The sequence below is a fragment of the Amycolatopsis camponoti genome (assembly GCF_902497555.1).
Taxonomy (GTDB): Bacteria; Actinomycetota; Actinomycetes; order Mycobacteriales; family Pseudonocardiaceae; genus Amycolatopsis; species Amycolatopsis camponoti.
Genome location: NZ_CABVGP010000001.1, coordinates 3,160,307 through 3,179,652, shown reverse-complemented (window position 1 = coordinate 3,179,652; position 19,346 = coordinate 3,160,307). Strand labels below are relative to the sequence as shown.

Here is a 19,346-nt window from a genome sequence, read left to right as displayed (position 1 = left end):
CCCGCTCACCTCGCCAGCGCGAAACTCGGGTGCGGCGGCTGGTTGTAGGCGGTGTTCTGCCACGCCACGGCTTCCCGGTACTGCCGGTCCTGCATCAGCGAGACGTGCGCGATGCTCGTCGGGTCGGTCGTCGAGTAGATCCGCAGCGCGCGGTTGTCCGACGTCGGCCAGACGACCTCCTCGCGCCAGTCGCCGAAGAGATCCGCCTGCAACGACGGCGTGTTCTTGGTGCCGTTGTTCGCGTGCACACCGGACGCGGTCAGCAGCCGGGTGTCGGCGCTCGTGCCGTACTTGTCGATGTGGGTGCCGTCCAGCAGCTCGCGCTGGGCGTCGCCGTCCCACCAGATGACAAAGTTCGCCGAGGACGGTTTCCGGCCGATGTTCTGCCCGCTCGTGTTCAGCAGCCCCGACACCGCGGACGACCACGACTCGGCGCCGGGGCTGCCCGCGTAGATGTCGTCCGACACGCCACGTCCGTTGTCGCAGGAGCACGACGCGTTCTGCCAGATGATCTGCCCGGTCTTCGCGTCGGCCATCCAGGCGGCCGGCTTCGAGGTGTCTTCGTCCACTTTGAACTCTTCCAGGCCGGCGCGGCCCGGGATGAGGTCGCCGACGTGCATGGCGTCGCCGTGGCCGAGCCGGGTGTTCCACAGTGGACTCCCGTTGTCGTCGACGGCCATGGCCCCGAAGACGATCTCGTCGCGGCCGTCGCCGTCCGCGTCGGCGATGGCCAGCTGGTGGTCACCCTGGCCGGTGTACTGCGACCCGGCCGAGTTGGAGTCGAACTTCCACCGCTCGGTCAGCGTGCCGCCCCGGAAGTCCCAGGCCGCGATCACGGTCCGGGTGTAGTAGCCGCGGGACATGATCAGGCTCGGGTGCGAGCCGTCCAGGTACGCGGTGCCGGCCAGGAAGCGGTCCACCCGGTTGCCGTAGCTGTCGCCCCACGAGGACACGGTGCCGCGCGGCGGGTCGTAGTTCACCGTGGACATCGCGGCGCCGGTCTGGCCGTTGAACATCGTCAGATATTCGGGTCCGGACAGGACGTACCCGCTCGAGTTGCGGTAGTCCGCGCTCGCATTGCCGATGACCTGCCCGGTGCCCGACCGCGTGCCGTCGGCAGTCTTCATGGCGACCTCGGCCCGGCCGTCGCCGTCGTAGTCGAAGACCTGGAACTGCGTGTAGTGCGCGCCGGCGCGGATGTTGCGGCCCAGGTCGATCCGCCAGAGGCGGGTGCCGTCCAGCCGGTAGGCGTCGACGTAGACGTCCCCGGTGTAGCCGGACTGCGAGTTGTCCTTGGCGTTGCTCGGATCCCACTTCAGGACGATTTCGTACTGGCCGTCGCCGTCCAGGTCGCCGACGCTCGCGTCGTTCGCGGCGTAGGTGTAGCTCTCCCCGGACGGCGTGGTGCCGCCGGGCGGGATCTGGATCGGCACGTCCCGGGTGCTCGCCGCGGCTGTGCTGTCCAGGGTCAGCGACTTCTCCGCGGCGAAGGCCGACATGCGTTCGACACCGCCGACGACGGCGCGGACGGTGTAGTTCGCCCCGGCGGGAGCGCCCGCGTCGAGGAAGCCGGTCGGCCCACCGGCGGGCGTCCGCGTCACCCTCGTGCCGTCGCGGTAGACGGCGAACGCCACGCCCGCGGGGTCGTCGGCCAGCAGCCGCCAGCCGACCTGGTTCCCCGCCGCGGTGTGGACGCTGACCACCCCGCGGTTCAGCTTGTCGAACGTCGGCGCGGTCGTGCAAGGGCTTCCGTTGAGGGTGAACGAAGCCGGTGCCGGATTGGCCCCGGTGACCGTGCCGTTGAAGCCGATGCCGGTCGACGCGTTCGGGGCCAGCGTGCCGTTCCAGGACAGGTTGGTGGCGGTGACCGCGCCGCCGTTCTGCGTGAAGGTCGCGCCCCAGCCGGGCAGGGTCACGCGCTGGCCGTCGGCGTAGGTGAAGGCCAGCGTCCAGCCGGTGAGCGTGCCCGTGCCCGTGTTGGTGATGGTCACGGAGGCGGTGAACCCGGTGCCCCCGCCCCAGGCCGGCGCGGAATAGCCGATCCTGCACGTCCCGGTGCCGCCCGCGGCGGTCGTCACGGTCGCCGCCGAGGAGTTCGCCGAAACGTTCCCCGCCGCGTCACGGGCCCGCACCTGGTACCGGTAGGTCGTCGAGGCGGTCAGGCCGGTGTCGGTGAACGTGGTCGTCCCCGTCGTGCCGACCTGGCTGAACGTGCCGCTGCCGGTCGCCCGGAGGACGTCGTAGCCGGTGACGCCCACGTTGTCGGTCGAGGCACTCCAGCTCAGCGTGGCGCCGGTCGACGTCACCGCCGACGCGGACGGCGTGCCCGGCGTCGTCGGGGCCACGGTGTCCGCGGTGCCGCCGCCGTAGATCGTGGCTTCCTTCGACGTCTGGCGGACACCGTTCGTGCCGTTCAGAAAGCGCTCTCCCCACGCCGTCAAACTGGCGGCGTTGAAGTTGTTCACCAGGTCGAGGTAGGCGACGTCGCTGCTGTTACCGCTCCACGACCAGCCGAGGTAACCGAGGCCGCGGGCCTGCGCCTGGGCCATGATCGTGTCCTCGTCGGGGTTGCCGTCGGTGTGCATGTTCCCGAACTCCCCCACCACCAGCGGCAGGCCGGCGGTGCGGAAGGCGTCGAAGTACCCGGTGATCTCGGCCGCGGTGTCGTAGACGCCGTACATGTGGAGGGAGAACACGGTGTTGTGCCGCGGATCGGCGTTCTCCACCGAGGCGGCGTTGTCGCGCATGATGTTCTGCCAGTCCTGGCCCCACATCGGCGCGTCGGCCATCAGCAGGTGCTCCAGGCCGGCGCCGCGAAGCCGCGTGATCGCGTTGCTCGTCGCGCTCGCCCAGGTCGCGCTCACCTGCTGGTTGTTTCCGAACGGCTCGTTGCCGAGGTTGATCACGACGTAGTTCTCCTGGCCCTTCAGCGCACTGGCGACGCTGATCCAGTAGCTCGCGGCCTGGTCCAGGCTCGCGGCCGCGCCCTCCTCGCCGTATCCGGTGGTGTCGTGCGCTTCCAGCGCACAAATGAGCCGGGACTGCTTGCACAGCGAGACGACGTTCGCGACCTCGGCCGCCGACGTCGGGCCCCACCGCTGGCCGCTGCCGAGCACGACGCGCACGGTGTTGGCCCCGAAGGACTTGATGTCCGCGAAGGCGCCGGTCTGGCTCGGGTACCAGGCGTACGGGTGGTTGACGCCGCGCATGACGAACGCCGCGCCGTTCGCTTCGGCGACCTGGGTGCCGCTGACGTGCAGGCCCGCCACCGCCGTGCTGGTGGGCAGCGCCGCGACCAGGGCCGGGTACCAGCGGCTTTCCATCTTCTGGATGCCGGTGGTGCTGTTCGGGTGCACGCCGTCGGTGGTGTCGGCCGCGGTGTCGAAGCCGGTCCACTGGTCGGCGACGGTGATCGGCGAAGCCGCGGTGCTGTGCGCCTGGGCCCAGGCGGGAATCGCGCTGTTCAGGTCGACGACCCGCTGGGCACAGGCGGCACAGTTGGCGGGGTTCATCGGGATGATCTTCGCGACGACGAGCTTCGTCGCCGGGTTGCTCGCCCGCATCTGGCCGAGCAGGGTCGTGTAGGCGTCGAGGATCGTGCTCGCCGCGATGCCGTTCCAGACGTCGTTGGTGCCGAGGTGCATCAGGACGATGTCCGGCCGGGTGGCGGAAAGCCAGCCTGGGAGCTGGTTGTCCCGGACGATGCCGGTGGCGAGGAACCCGCCGTGGCCCTCGTTCTCGCCGTCGTAGGTGAAGCCACAGCCCTGGGCGGGAAGCGTCCCGACGAAGTCGACGTCGGTGTGGCCGGTGGCCTGCAGGTGCTGCCAGAGCAGCGCGCGCCAGCACCCGGGCGAGCCGGTGATGGAGTCGCCGAGCGCCATGATCCGCGTGGGTGCCGCGGTGGTTCCGGCGGTGGCCGGGGAGGGAGCGACGACGCAGGCGGCGAAGAGCAAGCCGACCACGAGCGCCCGGGAGAAACGCCGGGTCATACCGACCTCCTGGAGAAATACGACAGGGACAGTCGACCTGGGAGCGCTCCCAGCACGGGAGTGTAACGGCTCCGCCACCCGAGCGAAAGTATCGGCGGATTCGACCACGTCGTCGAACTCGCCTCGTCGTCCACAGTGGACACGACCCGAATGGCCCAGTCCGTTCGGCGGATGCGCCCACCACCCGCGGTGGGTACAGTCCCCTTCGTCAAGATCATCTCCCGACGCCGCCGCCCCGCCCCTCAGGAGCACGACGTGCGTATCTCCCTCCGGCTCATCGCCCCCGCGATCCTTCTTCCGGCCCTCCTCACCGCCTCCCCCGGCAGTGCGCGGGCCGCGACCGCGAAGTGGCCCGGCGATCCGGCCGTCACCGTGGCCGACGCCGCCGGCGTCTTCGGCGAGAACCTCAGCGGGCTGTCGTTCCAGGGCCCCGACGTGCTGTGGGCGGTCAAGAACGGCCCCGGCACCCTGTACCGGCTCGTCCACCAGGGCAGCACGTGGACGCCGGACAGCGGCTGGCCGGGCGGCAAGAAGCTGCACTACCGGAGTGGCAGCGGCGACCCGGACGCCGAAGGCGTGGTGGCCACGCCCGACGGTGTGTTCGCGGCGACCGAGCGTGACAACGACGAAGACGGCAGCCTGCTGAAGGTGCTGCGGTTCGACACCGCGTCGTCGTCGAAGTCGCTGAACGCGGTCGCGGAGTGGGACCTCACCGATGACCTGCCCTCGGTCGACGACAACGGCGGTTTCGAGGGCATCACCTGGGTCCCGGACGCGTTCCTGACCGCCGGCGGCTTCCGCGACGACCGCACGAAGGCGGCCTACGACCCGGCGGCTTACGCCGGCCACGGCACCGGCCTCTACTTCGTCGGTCTCGAGGACGAAGGCAAGATCTACGCCTACGCGCTCGACCAGGCGGGCGGCGGGTTCACCCGCGTGGCGACCATCGCGTCCGGGTTTCCGAAGGTCATGGAGCTGGAGTTCGACCCGGAAACGGGAAGCCTCTGGTCGGTCTGCGACGACACGTGCGGCGGGAAGTCCGCGACGCTGAAGCTCGCCGGCGGCCAGTTCACGGTGTCGGCGACGTACGCGCGGCCGTCGAAGATGCCGGACTACAACAACGAGGGGTTCGCGATCGCCCCGCCCTCGACGTGCGCCGCCGGGCGCAAGGCGGTGGTGTGGGCGGACGACGCGAACGACGGCGGCCACGCCCTGCGCGCCGGAGCGCTGCCCTGCGGCGGGAACTGACCGACGCCCGGCGAGGTTTCACCGCCGGAAAAGTGGGTAACCAGGCGAGTTTTCGCCGCGCACACCGGTTACTCCGAGTGCACCAATACCCGTCGTCGCCCTCACCGCTTCGTGTGATTCCGGACGGCTTTGGGTATGTGGGCACCATGGTTGTCAGAGCACCGGAGCGACCCCCCGCGACGCTCGTCGCGTCCACGCCGCGGCGGTCGAACCAGTTCGCCCATTGCGTTCCGCTGTTCCACGAGCACAGCCGGCTGCCGGCCGAGGACCCGCGCCGGACCGGGCTGCGCGACCGGCTGATCACCGAGCACCTCGAGCTCGCCGAGAACATCGCCAAGCGCTTCGGCGGCCGCGGCGAGTCCTACGACGACCTCGTGCAGGTCGCCCGGACCGGCCTGATCCACGCCGTCGACCGCTACGACCCCGGCAAGGGCCGCGACTTCCTGTCCTTCGCCGTCCCGACGATCATGGGCGAGGTCCGCCGGCACTTCCGCGACAGCGCCTGGTCGATGCGCGTGCCCCGCGGGCTCAAGGAACTGCAGCAGACCCTGGCCCGGGCGACCGGCGAGCTGGCCCACGACCTCGGCCGCTCCCCCACCCCGAGCGAGCTCGCGGCCCACCTCGACATCGACGTCGAGACGGTCCGGGAAGGACTCCTCGCGGCGGAGGCCTACAAGCCGGCGTCCCTCGACGCCCCCGCCCGCGGCGGCACCGACGTCACGGTCGCCGACCAGCTCGCCGACCACGAGTCCCCGTACACCAAATCCGACGACCACCTGACGTTGCAGGCCGCGATGGCGGGCCTCCCGCCCCGTGAACGCGCGATCATCGAGATGCGGTTCGTCGAGGAGCTCACGCAGAGCCAGATCGCCGAGCGCGTCGGCGTCTCGCAGATGCAGGTGTCGCGGCTGCTGACGAAGACGCTGGAACAACTGCGTCACCGGATCGTCGCCGACTGACCGCCCCGCTCCCGGAGGAAGCGGGCGAGCTGGGCCACGGTCGGCTGGTCGAAGACGACCGTGGCCGGCAGGTCGGTTCCCGACAACCCGGTCAGGCGCGTGCGCAGCTCGATCACCGTCAGGGAGTCGAAACCGAGTTCGAGGAACGACCGGTCGTCGGCGATCACCGCCGCGTCCGGGTGGCCCAGTACCGCCGCCACCTCCGCGCGCACAAGCTCGCGCAGCTCGGGCTCGGCCGGGTCCCGCGGCCAGCTCGGGCGCGGGGCGACGGCGCGTGACCCGCCGGTCAGCGGGGCCAGCGCGGCCGACGGGTCGAACCGGACCGGGACCAGTACCGGCTCGGGCGAGCCGAGCGCCGCGTCGAACAACGCCAGGCCTTGCTCCTCGGTGAGCCCTTCGACGCCGGACGCTTGCATCCGCCGCTTGGCCGTGGCCGAGATGCGGTCGCCGAGGCCGGTGCCCAGCTCCCACAGCCCCCACGCCAGTGACAACGCGGGGAGCCCGGCCGCCCGGCGGCGGGACGCCAGCGCGTCCAGGACCCGGTTGGCGGCCGCGTAGTTGGCCTGACCCGCCTTGCCGAACACTCCGGCGATCGACGAGAACAGGACGAACGCCGTCAGCGGCCGGTGCCGGGTCACCTCGTCGAGCACCACCGCCGCGTCCACCTTCGGGCGCAGCACCGTGTCCAGGCGCTCCGGCGTCTGCGCGGCCAGGACCCCGTCGTCCACCACCGCCGCGCTGTGCACCACCGCCGTCAGCGGCGGGTCGCAGCTCTCGACCAATCGCTCGACGGTGGCGCGGTCCGTGACGTCGGCAGCGACGATCCGCACTGCCGCACCCAGCTCCGCCCGCAGCTCTTCGGCGCCGGGGGCGGCCGGCCCGCGCCGGCTCACCAGCAGCAGGTGCCGGACGCCGTGCGCGGTGACCAGGTGCCGGGCCAGCGCCCGGCCGAGCGCGCCCGTCCCGCCGGTGATCAGCACCGTCCCGTCCGGACCGAACGGCCGGCCGTCGGACGGCGCCGTCCGCGCTATCCGCAGCACCTGCGGCGTCCCGGCGCGGATGGCGATCTGCGGCTCCGCGCTACCGCCGACAACGTCGGCCACCCGCTCCACCGGGAAGCCGGGTTCCAGGTCGACCAGGCTGATCCGGCCCGGGTACTCCGCCGCCGCGGCGCACCCGAGACCCCAGACCGCCGCGGCGCCGAGGTCCGGATCCGGCCCGGTCGCGTTCCTGGTCACGAGGATCAGCCGGTCGCCGCGGTCCTGCCAGTCGTGGAGCACGGTGAGCGCCCGGCCGGCCGCCGCCCGGACGTCGCCGGGCTCGATCTCCACCACCCGGACCGGTTCCCCGGCCGCGACCGGCGCCAGCGGAATCCACTGTGGACGGTAGAGCATCGTGTCCCGCGCCGCCATCGGCCGCGTCGTCAGGGATGCGACGCGGGCCACCGGATTCCCGTCGTCGTCGAACAGCGTGACGCGGACGGCGCCGGCGCCTAGGCGGACGCCGTGCACCCGGGCCCGCCGCGCGCCGGGCGCGTGGACCTCGACGCCGCTCCAGAGGAACGGCACCCTCGGCTCGGCGCCCGGTCCCTCGGCGAGCGCCGTCGCGTGCACGGCGGCGTCCAGCAGGGCGGGGTGCAGTGAGAACCGTCCGCCGACGTCCGGCGCCAGTTCCACTTCGGCGAAGAACTCCTCGTCCCGCGTCCACAACCGGTGCACGGCTCGGAAAGCGGGCCCGTAAGAGTGCGCGCGGTAGGCCTCGGCGACGTCGGCTTCCGCCGCGTCCGGCGGCGGCCACTCCCCGGTCCACCCGGCCGGGCGGGGCCCACGCGCGCGCAGCCGGCCGCCCGCGTGCTTCCGCCACCGCTCGTCCGCCGGACGCCGGGCGTAGACGTCGACGTGCGGCCCGTCCACGACGACCTGGACGTGCACGTCCTCGCCCGCGTCGAGCCGCAGCGGCGCCTCGATCGTGAGCTCCTCGACGGCCGTCCCGCCGGCGTGCAGGGCCAGCTCGACGAACGCCGTGCCGGGCGCGAGGACCGCTCCCCCGACGACGTGGTCGGCGAGCCACCGGTGCCGGCGAAGGCCGAGCGAGCCGCCGTGCACGATCCGCGGCGAGTCGGGCGCGACCAGGGCCGGGCCGAGGACCGCGTGGTCGCCGCCCGCCGGCTCCGGCGGCGACGGCGGGTCGAGCCAGTACCGGGTGCGCTCGAACGGGTACGTGGGCAGCGCCGTGATCCGGGCGCCGCTGCCGGCGAACACCGCGCGCCAGTCGACGGGGACCCCCGCGGTGTGCACCGCGCCGGCCGCGGCCAGCACCCCGCTGCCCGTCATGGTCGCCGGCGAGGTGCCGGCCGCGATGCGGCTGAGCACGGGCGCCGGGCCGATCTCCAAGCCGATGACCGGGCCGGGTGCGGCGATCGTGGCGAGGGCGTCGGCGAACCGCACGGCCGAGCGGGCGTGGCGGCGCCAGTGGCCGGGCTCGAGCTCGTCGACGAGCTGCCCGGTCAGGCACGAGACCAGCGGCAGGGACGGCCGGTGGTGCTTCAGCCCGGTGGCGACGTCGTGGAACTCGTCGAGCATCGGGGCCAGCAGCGGCGAATGGAACGCGTGGCTGACGCGCAGCCGCGTCCCGCCGCCGAAGCGGGCGGCCAGGGCCGTTGTCGCGGCGTCCTCACCGGAGAGGACGAGCGAGCGCGGGCCGTTGACCGCGGCGATCGAGACGCCGTCAACCACCAGCGGCGCCACCTCGGCTTCGGTGGCCTCGACGGCGATCATCACCCCGCCGCCCGGGAGCCCGGCCATGAGCCGGCCGCGCGCGGCGACCAGCGTCGCCGCATCCTGAAGGGACAGCACGCCGGCGACGTGCGCGGCGGCGATCTCGCCGACCGAGTGCCCGGCCAGCACGTCCGGGCGCAGTCCCCAGGACTCGAAGAGCCGGTACTGGGCGACTTCGAAGGCGAACAACGCGGCCTGCGCGTGGTCGGTGCGGTCCAGCGCCTCGCCGCCGGCGAACGCGATGTCGCGCACCGGGCCGCCGATCGCGTCGCAGGCTTTCTCGAAGGCGCCGGCGAACACCGGGAACAGCTCGGAAAGCTCCCGTCCCATCCCGGCGCGCTGGGCGCCCTGCCCGCTGAACAGCACCGCCAGCCGGGTCCCGCCGCGCACGGTCCGGCCGGGTAGGCGGCCTTCGGCGACATCCCGGACGGCGTCCGGGGTAACCAGCACGCGGTGCTTGAGCGGCGTCCGGCGGGCGAGGGTGTAGGCGACGTCGGCGGTGCCGCCGACCTCGGCCAAGCCGGCCGCGACGCGCCGCAGCCCTGCGTCGTCGGCCGCGCTGAGCAGCAGCGGTGCCGCCGGAAATGCTTGCGGCGCCGGGACTTCCGGCGCCGGTGCCTCTTCGACGAGCACGTGCGCGTTGGTACCGCCGATCCCGAAGGCGGACACGCCGGCCCGGCGGACCCGGCTCGTGCGCGGCCAGGGCCGCGCCGTGTCGAGCAGGGCCACCCCGCTGCCCGCCCAGTCGACGTGCGGGCTCGGCTCGTCCGCGTACAGCGACGGCGGAAGCTGCTCGTGCTGCAACGCCGTCACCATCTTGATCACGCCGGCGACCCCGGCGGCGGCTTGGGTGTGGCCGAGGTTCGACTTCACCGAACCGAGCCGCAGCGGGTCGCCGTCCCGGTCGCGCCCGTAGGCCGCGATCACCGCCTCCGCCTCGATCGGGTCCCCCAGGGACGTGCCCGTGCCGTGGCCCTCGACGGCGTCGACGTCGGCCGCGGTCAGCCCGGCGTCGGCGAGGGCCGCCGCGATCAGGGCCTGCTGCGCGCGCCCGTTCGGGGCGGTCAGGCCGTTCGACGCGCCGTCGGCGTTCACCGCCGTGCCGCGCAGGAGCGCCAGGACCGGGTGCCCGTGGCGGCGGGCGTCGGACAGCCGCTCCAGCAGGAGGACGCCGGCGCCCTCGGACCACGCCGTGCCGTCCGCCCCGGCGGCGTACGACCGGCAGCGCCCGTCCGGGGACAGGCCGCGCTGGCGGCTGAAGGCCAGGAAGGTCCGCGGGGTCGCCATCACCGTCGCCCCGCCGGCGACCGCGAGCGAACATTCGCCCGCGCGCAGCGCTTTCGCCGCGAGGTGCAGGGCGACCAGCGACGACGAGCAAGCCGTGTCGACGGTGAGCGCCGGGCCGGTCAGCCCGAAGGTGTAGGAGATCCGGCCCGAGGCCACCGCGTGCGAAGACCCGATGCCCAGCCACGCTTCGAGCTCGTGAGGGGTGGTGAACCGGCTCGCGTAGTCCTCGTTCATCACCCCGACGAACACGCCGGTGTCGCTGCCGCGCAGCGTCGCGACGTCGATGCCGGCCCGCTCGAACGCTTCCCACGACGTCTCCAGCAGCAGCCGCTGCTGCGGGTCGGTCGCGAGCGCCTCCCGGGGCGAGATGCCGAACACGCCCGCGTCGAAGTCCCCCGCGCCGTCGAGGAAACCGCCGCGGCGCGTCACCGACCGGCCGAGCGCGTCGGGATCCGGGTCGTACAGCTCGTCGGGGTCCCAGCCGCGGTCGGCCGGGAACTCGCTCGTCGCGTCGACCTGGTCAGCGACGAGCCGCCAGAGGTCTTCCGGTGAGCGCACGCCGCCGGGGAACCGGCAGGCCATCGCCACGACGGCGATCGGCTCGTCGGCGGGCACCGGCCGCGCCGGCGCCCGCGTCGCCCAGCTGCCCGAGGCCAGGCGGGCCAGCTCGGCGATGACCTCGCCGGGCGTCGGGAAGTCGTAGATCAGCGAGTGCGGGACGGGCACGCCGGTGAGCGCGGTGATCCGGTGCCGGAACTGCACGCCGGCCAGGGATGACAGCCCGAGCTCGGTGAAGGGCCGGTCGCGCCAGCCGTCGCCGCCGTCGTGGCCGCACAGCGCGACCAGCTCGGCCCGCACGACCGCGGCCAGGTCCGGCGGTTCCGGCGCGCTCGCCAGGACGTTCCGCCGCGGCTTGCCCGAGGGCGTGCGCGGGATTTCGCCGACCTCGAGGTAGGCGACCGGGACCTTGTACAGCGAGAGCCGGCTCAGGCACAGCCGCCGCAGCTCCTCGGCGTCGAACCCGTCCGGCCCGGGGACCACGAAGGCGATCGGGACCGCGCCGACGACGTCGTCGGGCCGGGCGGCGACGAGGACGTCCCGCACCGACGGCGACTCCTCGAGCACCGCCTCGATCTCGGCCGGGTGGACGTTCTGGCCGCCGCAGACGATGACGTCGTCGACCCGCCCGTCGAGGACGAGCCTGCCGTCTTCGAGGCGGCCCGCGTCTCCGGTGGGGTACCAGCCGTCGCGCAACGGCGAGGCCTGCCGGTGGTAGCCGAGCATCAGCCCCGGACCGCGGACGAGCACCTCGCCGGCGTCGATCCGGACCTCCATGCCGGGCAGCGGCCTCAGCCCGGGCGCGCCCGGCGCCTCCACGGCGATCTTGCCGCCGGTCTCGGTGCTGCCGTAGCCGTCGAGCAGCTCGGTGCCGAACAGGTCGCGGACCGCGGCCCGCGTCGCCGGCGTGCACGGCGCACCACCCGTCAGGCACAGCCGCGGTGCTCCCAGCGGGCCGTCGTGCTCCTGGCGCAGGCGCAGGTAGGTGGCCGGAACGCCGGCCAGCACGCAGCCGGGGTGGGCGGCGAACAGGTCCGGGGAAACACTTTCGGCGAACCGGGTGTGGCAGCCCACCGCGACGGTCGCGGCGAAGGCCAGCGACAAGGCGTAGGCGTGGTGCGTCGGCAGCGGCCACAGGAGGGTGTCGTCCGCGGTCAGCCCGAACCTCGGGACGTACCCCGCGGCGGCCGACCACAGCATCGCGCGCTGGGAAAGCCGGACCCCCTTGGGACGGCCCGTGGTGCCGGAGGTGTAGAGCAGCCAGGCGGGTTCGTCGAGGCCGAGATCGTCTCTCGGCCGGGACTCCGTGCGACTCGGCGGATCCTCCACGACCAGAACCCGCAGGTTCCGGTTTTCGCCGAGCCGGTGCGCCATTTCCGCGTGCCTCGCCTCGGTGACGAGCAGCGTCGCCCCGGAGTCGTCGGCGATGTGCGCCAGCTCGGCTTCGGTCGCCCGCGTGCTGACCGGGACCCCGACGGCCGAGGCGCGCAGGACGGCCATCAGGTACTCGGCGAACTCGACCCGGCTGCCGACGTGGACGAGCACCCGATCGCCCCGCGCGACGCCGAGCGCGGCGGCGTACATCGCGCTGCGGTCGGCGAGCTGCCCGTACGTGATGGTCCGCGTGCCGTCCGAGTAGGCCGGTCGATCACCGGGATGGGCGGACAACGCGGCGGCGAGCGGCCGGACGAGCCCGGCCCGGATTTCTTCCACCGCTCCGGGTATACCGCAGTTTTCCCCTCCCCGGCCACGCGGGGACGTTTCCGCGACGCCCCGGTGACGGCCGGCTGCGACGCTGTCCGGGGTTCCCGCAGCGGGAGGAGTGCTGCCCCATGCCGCCGCCACCGAAGGTTCGCGCGAAGCTCCCCGCGCTGACGGTGGACGCGGCGACGGCCACCGCTGCGGCGGCCGTGCGGGACCGTCCACCGCCGCGGACGCCGGATCGGTTGCCACCGTCGAACGCCGCGGCGCTGGCGGCGTTGCGGGCGGGTGACCGGAAGCCGCTCGCCGACCCGTCGCGGAAGGACTCGCAGGACAAGGTCGGCAACGGCGCGGTGGCGGCGGGCCTGGCCAGGAGCCCGGGCGCGGACCCGAAGTTCGCGGTGCTGAAGAAGGACGTCGCGCGGAAGAAGCACACGGTCGCGAAGTCCCATCCGCCGGCGAACCAGGAAGCGACGTCGGCGCAGAAGGCCTCGGTGCCGCCCAAGGACGACGAGGTGGCGCAGGGCAAGACGGCCAACGCCGAGAAGATGAACGAGGCGGAGCCGAAGGACTTCGACAAGGCAGCCTTCATCGAGGCCGTCGAGAAGGCCATCGCCGAGAAGGCGCCGAAGAACCTCGAACAGGCCGACGACTTCGCCGGGTCCGGCAAGCCGGCCGAGATCAAGGCGGAGGTCCAGGGCAAGGTCGGCGAGGGCAAGACGGACTCGGCCCGGCAGATCGCCGACACCACCGCGGCGCCGCCGGACACCTCGGTCGCCGAGGTCAAGCCGGTCGTGCCCATGACGGCCGACCGCCCACCGGGCACCCCGGCCACGCCCGACCCGGCGAACGCGGCGCCGGACAAGCTGCCGCCGTCGGCCACCGACCTCTCCGCGGGCCCGGCGAGTGTCGACAAGGAGATGGCCGACAACCAGGTCACCGAAAAGCAGATGGCGACGGACCCGGGGTTCAGCCCGGCGCTGAAGGACAAGAAGGTCGCCGAGCAGCATTCGGAGGCGACGCCACCCGAGCTCCGCCAGAACGAGACCCGGCAGCTGCGTCAGACCACCGCGCGGGCCAAGCACTTCGGCGCCGCCGCCATGGGCGCGATCACCGCCCGGCGGGCGGGCACCGGCCGGCTGGTCGACGGCGGGAAGGAGACCGCGAAGACCGGCGACCAGGACAAGCGCGCCGAGGTGACGGCCCTGCTGCAGAAGGTCTTCGACACCATGAAGACCGACGTCGAAGGCATTCTCACGGGCCTCGACAAGCTCGTCGACGACCAGTTCACGAAGGGCGAGAAGGAAGCGCGCGACGCGTTCACCGCCGAGCACCGGCGCAAGATGGACGAGTACAAGGACCGGCGCTACAGCGGCGGGTGGGGCCTGGTCAAGTGGGGCCACGACAAGCTGTTCGGGCTGCCCGAGGAAGCGAACCGGATCTTCGTCGAGGCGCGCGACCACTACGTCAAGCGGATGCGCGGCGTCATCTCGGCCGTCGCGGACACGATCGGCCGCGAGCTGACCCGGGCGAAGCAGCGCATCGCGACGGGCCGCGCGGAACTGCGGAAGGCGGTCGAGAGCCTGCCGAAGGACCTGAAGGCGCTGGGCACGGAGGCGGCCGCCGGCTTCGCCGACAAGTTCGACGAGCTGACCCGGTCGGTCGACGACAAGAGCACCGAGCTGGTCGACACGCTGGCCACGAAGTACACCGACGCCGTCAAGTCGGTCGACGCCGAGATCGCCGCGGAGAAGGAGAAGAACCGGGGCCTCGTCGACAAGGCCCTGGACGCGGTCAAGGGCGTCATCAAGACGATCCTCGAGCTGAAGGACCTGCTGCTGGGGGTGCTCGCGAAGGCCGCACAGGCGGTGCTGGGCATCCTCAAGGACCCGATCGGCTTCCTGGGCAACCTGGTGTCCGCGGTCGGGGGCGGGCTCAAGCAGTTCAAGAACAACGCTCTCGCGCACCTGCAACAGGGAGTGTTGTCGTGGCTGCTGGGGACGGCGGCCACCGCCGGGATCGAGCTGCCGACGAGCTTCGACGTCGTGAGCATCCTGGTGTTGCTGGCCAGTCTGCTGGGGCTGTCCGGGGCCAACCTCCTGACCCGGATCAAGCGGAAGGCCCCCCGCCAGGCCATGGCGGCCATCGAGGCCGGTCAGGCGGCGCTGCCGATCATCGCCGAGGTGCGGAAACACGGCGTGCGCGCGCTGTGGGACGACCTCAAATCCCGGGTCGGCGACCTGAAGAAGACCCTGATCGACAACCTGGTGTCGTACCTGTTGCCGACCATCCTCCTGGCGGGCATCACGTGGATCATCTCGCTGTTCAACCCGGCGTCGGCGTTCATCCGCGCCTGCAAGATGATCATCGACATCATCAGGTTCATCGTCACCAACGGCAAGCAGATCATCGAGTTCGTCAACACGGTCCTGGACGCGGTGATCGCGATCGCCAAGGGCGGGACCGGTGGCGTGGCCGGCCTGGTGGAAAAGGCGCTCGCGCGGTCGATTCCGGTGCTGATCGGTGCGCTGGCCGCGCTGCTGGGCCTGGGCGGCATCGCGGGCAAGGTCAAGGAGATCTTCCAGAAGCTCGCCCGTCCGGTGAACAAGGCGATCGACTGGGTCGTCGACAAGATCGTGGGCCTGGTCAAGAAGCTGTGGGCCAAGCTCAAGCCGAAGAAGCGCCCCGCCGCGCGCCGGCCCGGGGACAAGCGCGAGGAGAAGCGCCCCGAGCGGGACAAGGGCGCGCTCGACGCCGCGCTCCGCGAAGCGCACGAGCTGGTCCGCACCGGCATGCCGGTCGACGAGATCGAAAAGCGCCTCCCGCCGATCCGGCGCCGGCACCGGCTGACCGCCTTGAAGCTCGTGGTCGACCGGCGCGAGGGCGACCACCACGTCATCCACTTCGCCGCGACCATCAACCCGGCGAAGGAAAGCCGGCCGGAGAACTCGCCGCTGAGCCGGAAGAAGGCGCAGGCGGACTACGGGATCCTCGTCAAGAACGGCCGGAAGTTCCAGCAGTTCGCCGACGCGAACGACCTGATCATCGAAGTCCGGCCGACCAACCCGGAATCGATCCGCCACCTCATGCGCGGCGCCTGGTACAAACCGGTGGACATCAAGGCGAAGACGATCCAGCGATCCGACACGTTCCTCGGCATCGAGCCGGAGAAGCGGGGCCTGGTCGGGTTCTTCGTCAACGCCGTGCCGCAACCGAAACGCCGGGGTCTGGAACGGGCCGACGTCGAAGCGGGCCGGAAGCGCCACCGCATGCGGGTCGAGGAACGTCAGGAGTACGGTGCCAAGATGAAGAAGCTGGCCCGGAAACCCTTGGGCCCCGGCCGGTTCGAGGTGCTGGGCTACGTCGTGCACGGCTACGACGAGAACCAGGCCCGCCACCCCATCGCCGGTGACCACGACCTGTACGACATCCGCCGTCCGGACGGCACCGAAATCCCGATCGACGAGTACGAGCTGCTCATCGACGACATGCGGGAGCGCGAATTCGGCGTGATGCACGGCGCGGTCGTGCGCTGGAACCCCCGGGACCCGCACGAGCGGGAAATGCGCGACAAGCTCGTGCGGCAACACCAGCGCGGCGGCGGCGAAGGCCTCGTGCGGTTCGCGCCGGGCCAGCCGATGCGGTTCGTCGTGGCGGAGACCCCGCAGTGGACGGACCGGCGGCCGTGGCACCCGCCCGCGGGGAGGCCGGACTAGTGGACGTTCCCGCCGAACGGGCCCGGCTGCTGGCCGAAGGCGACCGGCTGGCCGGGCAGAAGTCACCGGACCCCCACCGCGTCCAGGACGTCAACCGCAGATACCGGGCCCTCCTGCCGGACATCACGGTCGCGCGGTCCCCGGAAACCGGCGAACCGGTGCGCTGGCCGATCGACGTGTTCGGCCTCGACGGCCGGTTCTGGGACTACGAAAAGCCGATCCGCCGCCCGTCGTCGGCACGACCGCCCGAGTGGCTGGCCATGACCGGCGCGATGCGCCTGGCCGATCCGGTGGAGCACCCGCGGTTCCCGGTGGTGCCGGGCCCGGACGTGCCGTTCGTCGTCCCGCGGATCCTGGACGCCCCGGACGTGCGGGCGGTGCTCGCCGAAGTGCCGGTCGGCGCGCACACCGGGTGGACGATCAGCTATTTCGGGCCGTTGCCGGACAAGACCCGGCTGGTGAACCTGTGGGGCACGAACAAGTACCTGATCTACCAGGGGGGTGGTCCGGGCGGCTGGGACTGGGCGATCCCCCGGGTCGCCGACTACGACTTCGAGCTCGAACCGTGGCTCCGCTCCGGCAAGCTGCTGTGGCTGGCGCCGGGCGACGAGTCGGCCGCGTTGCGGGAGGGACCGTCCGGGTGCCCGTTCGTGGACCTGCCCGGCGAGCGCCGGATCACGGTCATCAGGAACGGCCTGGTCCAGCACCTGGCTTCGTTCGCCGGCCACGGCGCGGGGTGACCACCCCGGCGTCAGCAGCTCGGGCAGGCGTCCTTCGCCGGCACCGCCATCGGCACCACCCGCATCGCCGCTCCCGCGATCGCGGCGTTGCCCACCCGGTCCTGCCCCGCGGCCAACGTCGAAGCCAGATGCGAAGGCACCGTCTTCGCACTGCCGTCCGTAGCCGTCTTCGCCGCTTGGGCGTTGCCGACCACCGCGGGCACCAGGACGAGCTTCTCCTTGCCCCGATCCGAAGCCGCGGCGGTCCGGAGTTCACGTGCGGTCACCGGTACCGCGGGCTTGGTCTGCGGGGGCATCAGTTCAGGCATGCGCACTCCCGTTGTCGGTCAGGAGTCCAGCGTACCGGCCCAGCTCGGCCGGGCGGAACAACCGCGCCTCGCGCTGGAACTGACGGGAAACTCCTCGCACGACGTGACGCATGCCGATCGACGAAGAGACGCTGTCGGCCGCGGACAACGCCGCCGTGCGGGCCGCCGAGGCGATGCCCGCGCCCGTCATGTCCAAGCGGCACAACACTTCCACGTCGACCTCCGGGTCCAGCGGCGCCTCCGGCGGGAACGCCAGTTCCCACAGGCGGCGGCGCTCGGCGAGACCGGGCCGCGGGAAGTGGACCACGAAGTGGAACCGCCGGGTGAACGCCGGGTCGATGTTCTCCTTGAGGTTGCTCGTCAAGATGATCAGCCCGTCGCTCGCTTCGAGGCGCTGCAACAGGTAGCCGACCTCCAGGTTGGCGTACCGGTCGGTCCCCTGCTTGACCTCGCCGCGCTTGCCGAACAGCGCGTCCGCTTCGTCGAACAGCAGCACCGCGTGGCTCTCCTCGGCCTGCCGGAACACCTCCTCCATGTTCTTCTCCGTCTCGCCCACCCACTTCGACACCACCTGCGCCAGATCCACTTTCAGCAGCTCCAGGCCCAGCATCCCGGTGACGACCTCCGCCGACATCGTCTTGCCCGTGCCCGGCTCGCCGGTGAACAGCGCCTTGACCCCGCCGGTCGTCGACTTGCAGGCGAAGCCCCAGGACTCCGCGATGCGGGGCCACGCGCGGAACGCCGACGCGATCTCGGCGATCTGGGACATCTGGGCCTCCGGCAGCACCAGGTCCTCCGCGGTGCGGCGCGGGATGATCGACTGCACCACCCCGCTGGTGCGGCCGCGGGTCACCGTGGCGATCGCTGGCTCCACGTGCTCGGCGACCGGGCCGCCGGTGCCGGACAGGCGCGCACCGGCGTCGGCGACGGCGGCCACCGCGCGGAGGTCGCCGCCGCTCATGCGGTAGCGGGCGGCCAGGTCCTCGAGCACGTCCGGATCCAGCACCGGGAACGCGGACGACCACATCTCCCGGCGTTCCGGGAAGTCCGGCGCCGGGATCGTCAGCTCCGCGTAGGTGCGGGCGGCCAGCAGCCCGGGCGGGCGCCACGGGTTCACGCCGGTCAGGCACAGCGGCACGCCGGATCTCACCAGCGCCTCGTCGAAGTCGCGGTCCGCCGGGACCCACAGGATCGCGTTCAGGGCGGCGGCGGTCCGCAGGTCCTGCGCCACGTCCGCGGTCACGCGCCGCAGGGGCCGGCCGGCCGCGGTCGCCAGCGCCCGCGCCGCGTCGGGCTGGCTGTCGGCGGAACACCCCCACAGGCCGACGACGTCGACGTCGCCCGCGGCCAGCGCGCGGCCGAGGGCGATCAGCCGGTCCGACCGGAGGTACGGGGACGCCACCGGCCGCTCCGGGTGCGTCACCTCGCCGGGGTCGTGGCCGAGGATCCCGACGTCGCCGCCCCAGCCCATCAGGTACTCGAACACCCCGCCGCCGAGGGCCAGTTCCCGGGCCGGCTCATTCGGCGCCTCCCCGTACGCCCGCAGCAGGCCGTAGCGGCGCAACCGGCCCGAGGAGCCCAGCAGCCGGCGGACGGCCAGACGGTCCGCCGGGGCCTCCGCGACCACGGTGACCAGCAGCTCCACGCACGGCGCCCGCCGGTTCAGGTTGTCCACCACGTACGCGTAGACGCGCTCGTAGCCCGGGTCCAGCTCCGGCGCGGCCACCAGCAGCAGCGCGTCCTGCTCGACGCGGGACAGGCCGTAGCGGGTCGCGAGGGCGTCCAGCGGCAACGTCACCCCGCGCGCCGCGGCCAGGCGCCGCAGGTGCTGCTCGGACTCCGGGTCCGGGCGCGGCGCGGACGGCGGCTCGGTCATCGCCTCGGTGAAGGCGTCCACGCGATCGAGCAACGTGTCGACCTGTTCGTCCGTCACGCAGAACGGCGTCAGGTCCGGGCGGGTCAGCACCGCCGCGGCCGCCGACTGGTGCGCGACGGCGACCCGCAGCGCCTGGTGCAGCTCCGCCAGGCGGACCCGGAGGTGCTCGACCGCCAGTCCGCTCATC

At 72.6% G+C, this 19,346-nt stretch carries 8 protein-coding genes; 4 read left to right on the top strand and 4 right to left on the bottom strand.

Features of this window, described 5'->3' with window-relative positions; genetic code table 11:
- Positions 1-5: 5 nt before the first annotated feature.
- Positions 6-3,989 carry a rhamnogalacturonan lyase family protein gene (locus tag AA23TX_RS50725; RefSeq protein ID WP_155543142.1) on the bottom strand — a complete coding sequence of 1,328 codons (3,984 nt, stop codon included), beginning with the start codon at positions 3,987-3,989 and terminating at the stop codon, positions 6-8.
- Between the two features lie 255 nt (positions 3,990-4,244).
- Between AA23TX_RS50725 and AA23TX_RS15050 the strand changes: the two genes are divergently transcribed.
- Together AA23TX_RS15050 and AA23TX_RS15045 are read left to right on the top strand one after the other, a co-directional pair.
- Positions 4,245-5,237 carry an SdiA-regulated/phytase-like domain-containing protein gene (locus tag AA23TX_RS15050; RefSeq protein WP_338422496.1) on the top strand — a complete coding sequence of 331 codons (993 nt, stop codon included), beginning with the start codon at positions 4,245-4,247 and terminating at the stop codon, positions 5,235-5,237.
- Positions 5,238-5,383: 146 nt separating this feature from the next.
- Positions 5,384-6,196, top strand: coding sequence for a SigB/SigF/SigG family RNA polymerase sigma factor (locus AA23TX_RS15045; RefSeq protein ID WP_155543141.1), 813 nt, complete (start codon positions 5,384-5,386; stop codon positions 6,194-6,196).
- Here AA23TX_RS15045 and AA23TX_RS50720 read toward each other — a convergent pair.
- Positions 6,175-12,531, bottom strand: a complete 6,357-nt coding sequence (locus AA23TX_RS50720) for a type I polyketide synthase (RefSeq protein ID WP_155543140.1) — start codon at positions 12,529-12,531, stop codon at positions 6,175-6,177. The genes AA23TX_RS15045 and AA23TX_RS50720 overlap by 22 nt on opposite strands.
- Positions 12,532-12,650: 119 nt before the next feature.
- On the opposite strand from AA23TX_RS50720, the gene AA23TX_RS15035 reads away from it, so the two are divergent.
- Together AA23TX_RS15035 and AA23TX_RS15030 are read left to right on the top strand one after the other, a co-directional pair.
- Positions 12,651-16,235, top strand: coding sequence for a hypothetical protein (locus tag AA23TX_RS15035; protein ID WP_230862499.1), 3,585 nt, complete (start codon positions 12,651-12,653; stop codon positions 16,233-16,235).
- Positions 16,235-16,975 carry a hypothetical protein gene (locus AA23TX_RS15030; RefSeq protein ID WP_155543139.1) on the top strand — a complete coding sequence of 247 codons (741 nt, stop codon included), beginning with the start codon at positions 16,235-16,237 and terminating at the stop codon, positions 16,973-16,975. Before AA23TX_RS15035 ends, AA23TX_RS15030 begins: the two co-directional genes overlap by 1 nt.
- Before the next feature lie 11 nt (positions 16,976-16,986).
- Here AA23TX_RS15030 and AA23TX_RS15025 read toward each other — a convergent pair whose 3' ends face one another.
- Both AA23TX_RS15025 and AA23TX_RS15020 read right to left on the bottom strand, forming a co-directional pair.
- Complete coding sequence (locus tag AA23TX_RS15025) at positions 16,987-17,283, bottom strand: hypothetical protein (RefSeq protein WP_155543138.1); 297 nt, start codon at positions 17,281-17,283, stop codon at positions 16,987-16,989.
- On the bottom strand, positions 17,276-19,345 hold the full coding sequence (locus AA23TX_RS15020; protein WP_155543137.1) for an ATP-binding protein: 2,070 nt from the start codon (positions 19,343-19,345) through the stop codon (positions 17,276-17,278). The genes AA23TX_RS15025 and AA23TX_RS15020 overlap by 8 nt, the downstream gene beginning before the upstream one ends.
- Position 19,346 lies beyond the last annotated feature (1 nt).

What these genes read in the sequence shown, in the direction of transcription:
- AA23TX_RS15045 (WP_155543141.1), top strand. Translation starts at nt 5,384, where the DNA reads ATGGTTGTCAGAGCACCGGAGCGACCCCCCGCGACGCTCGTCGCGTCC.
- AA23TX_RS50725 (WP_155543142.1), bottom strand. Translation starts at nt 3,989, where the DNA reads ATGACCCGGCGTTTCTCCCGGGCGCTCGTGGTCGGCTTGCTCTTCGCC.
- AA23TX_RS15025 (WP_155543138.1), bottom strand. Translation starts at nt 17,283, where the DNA reads ATGCCTGAACTGATGCCCCCGCAGACCAAGCCCGCGGTACCGGTGACC.
- AA23TX_RS15035 (WP_230862499.1), top strand. Translation starts at nt 12,651, where the DNA reads ATGCCGCCGCCACCGAAGGTTCGCGCGAAGCTCCCCGCGCTGACGGTG.
- AA23TX_RS15020 (WP_155543137.1), bottom strand. Translation starts at nt 19,345, where the DNA reads ATGAGCGGACTGGCGGTCGAGCACCTCCGGGTCCGCCTGGCGGAGCTG.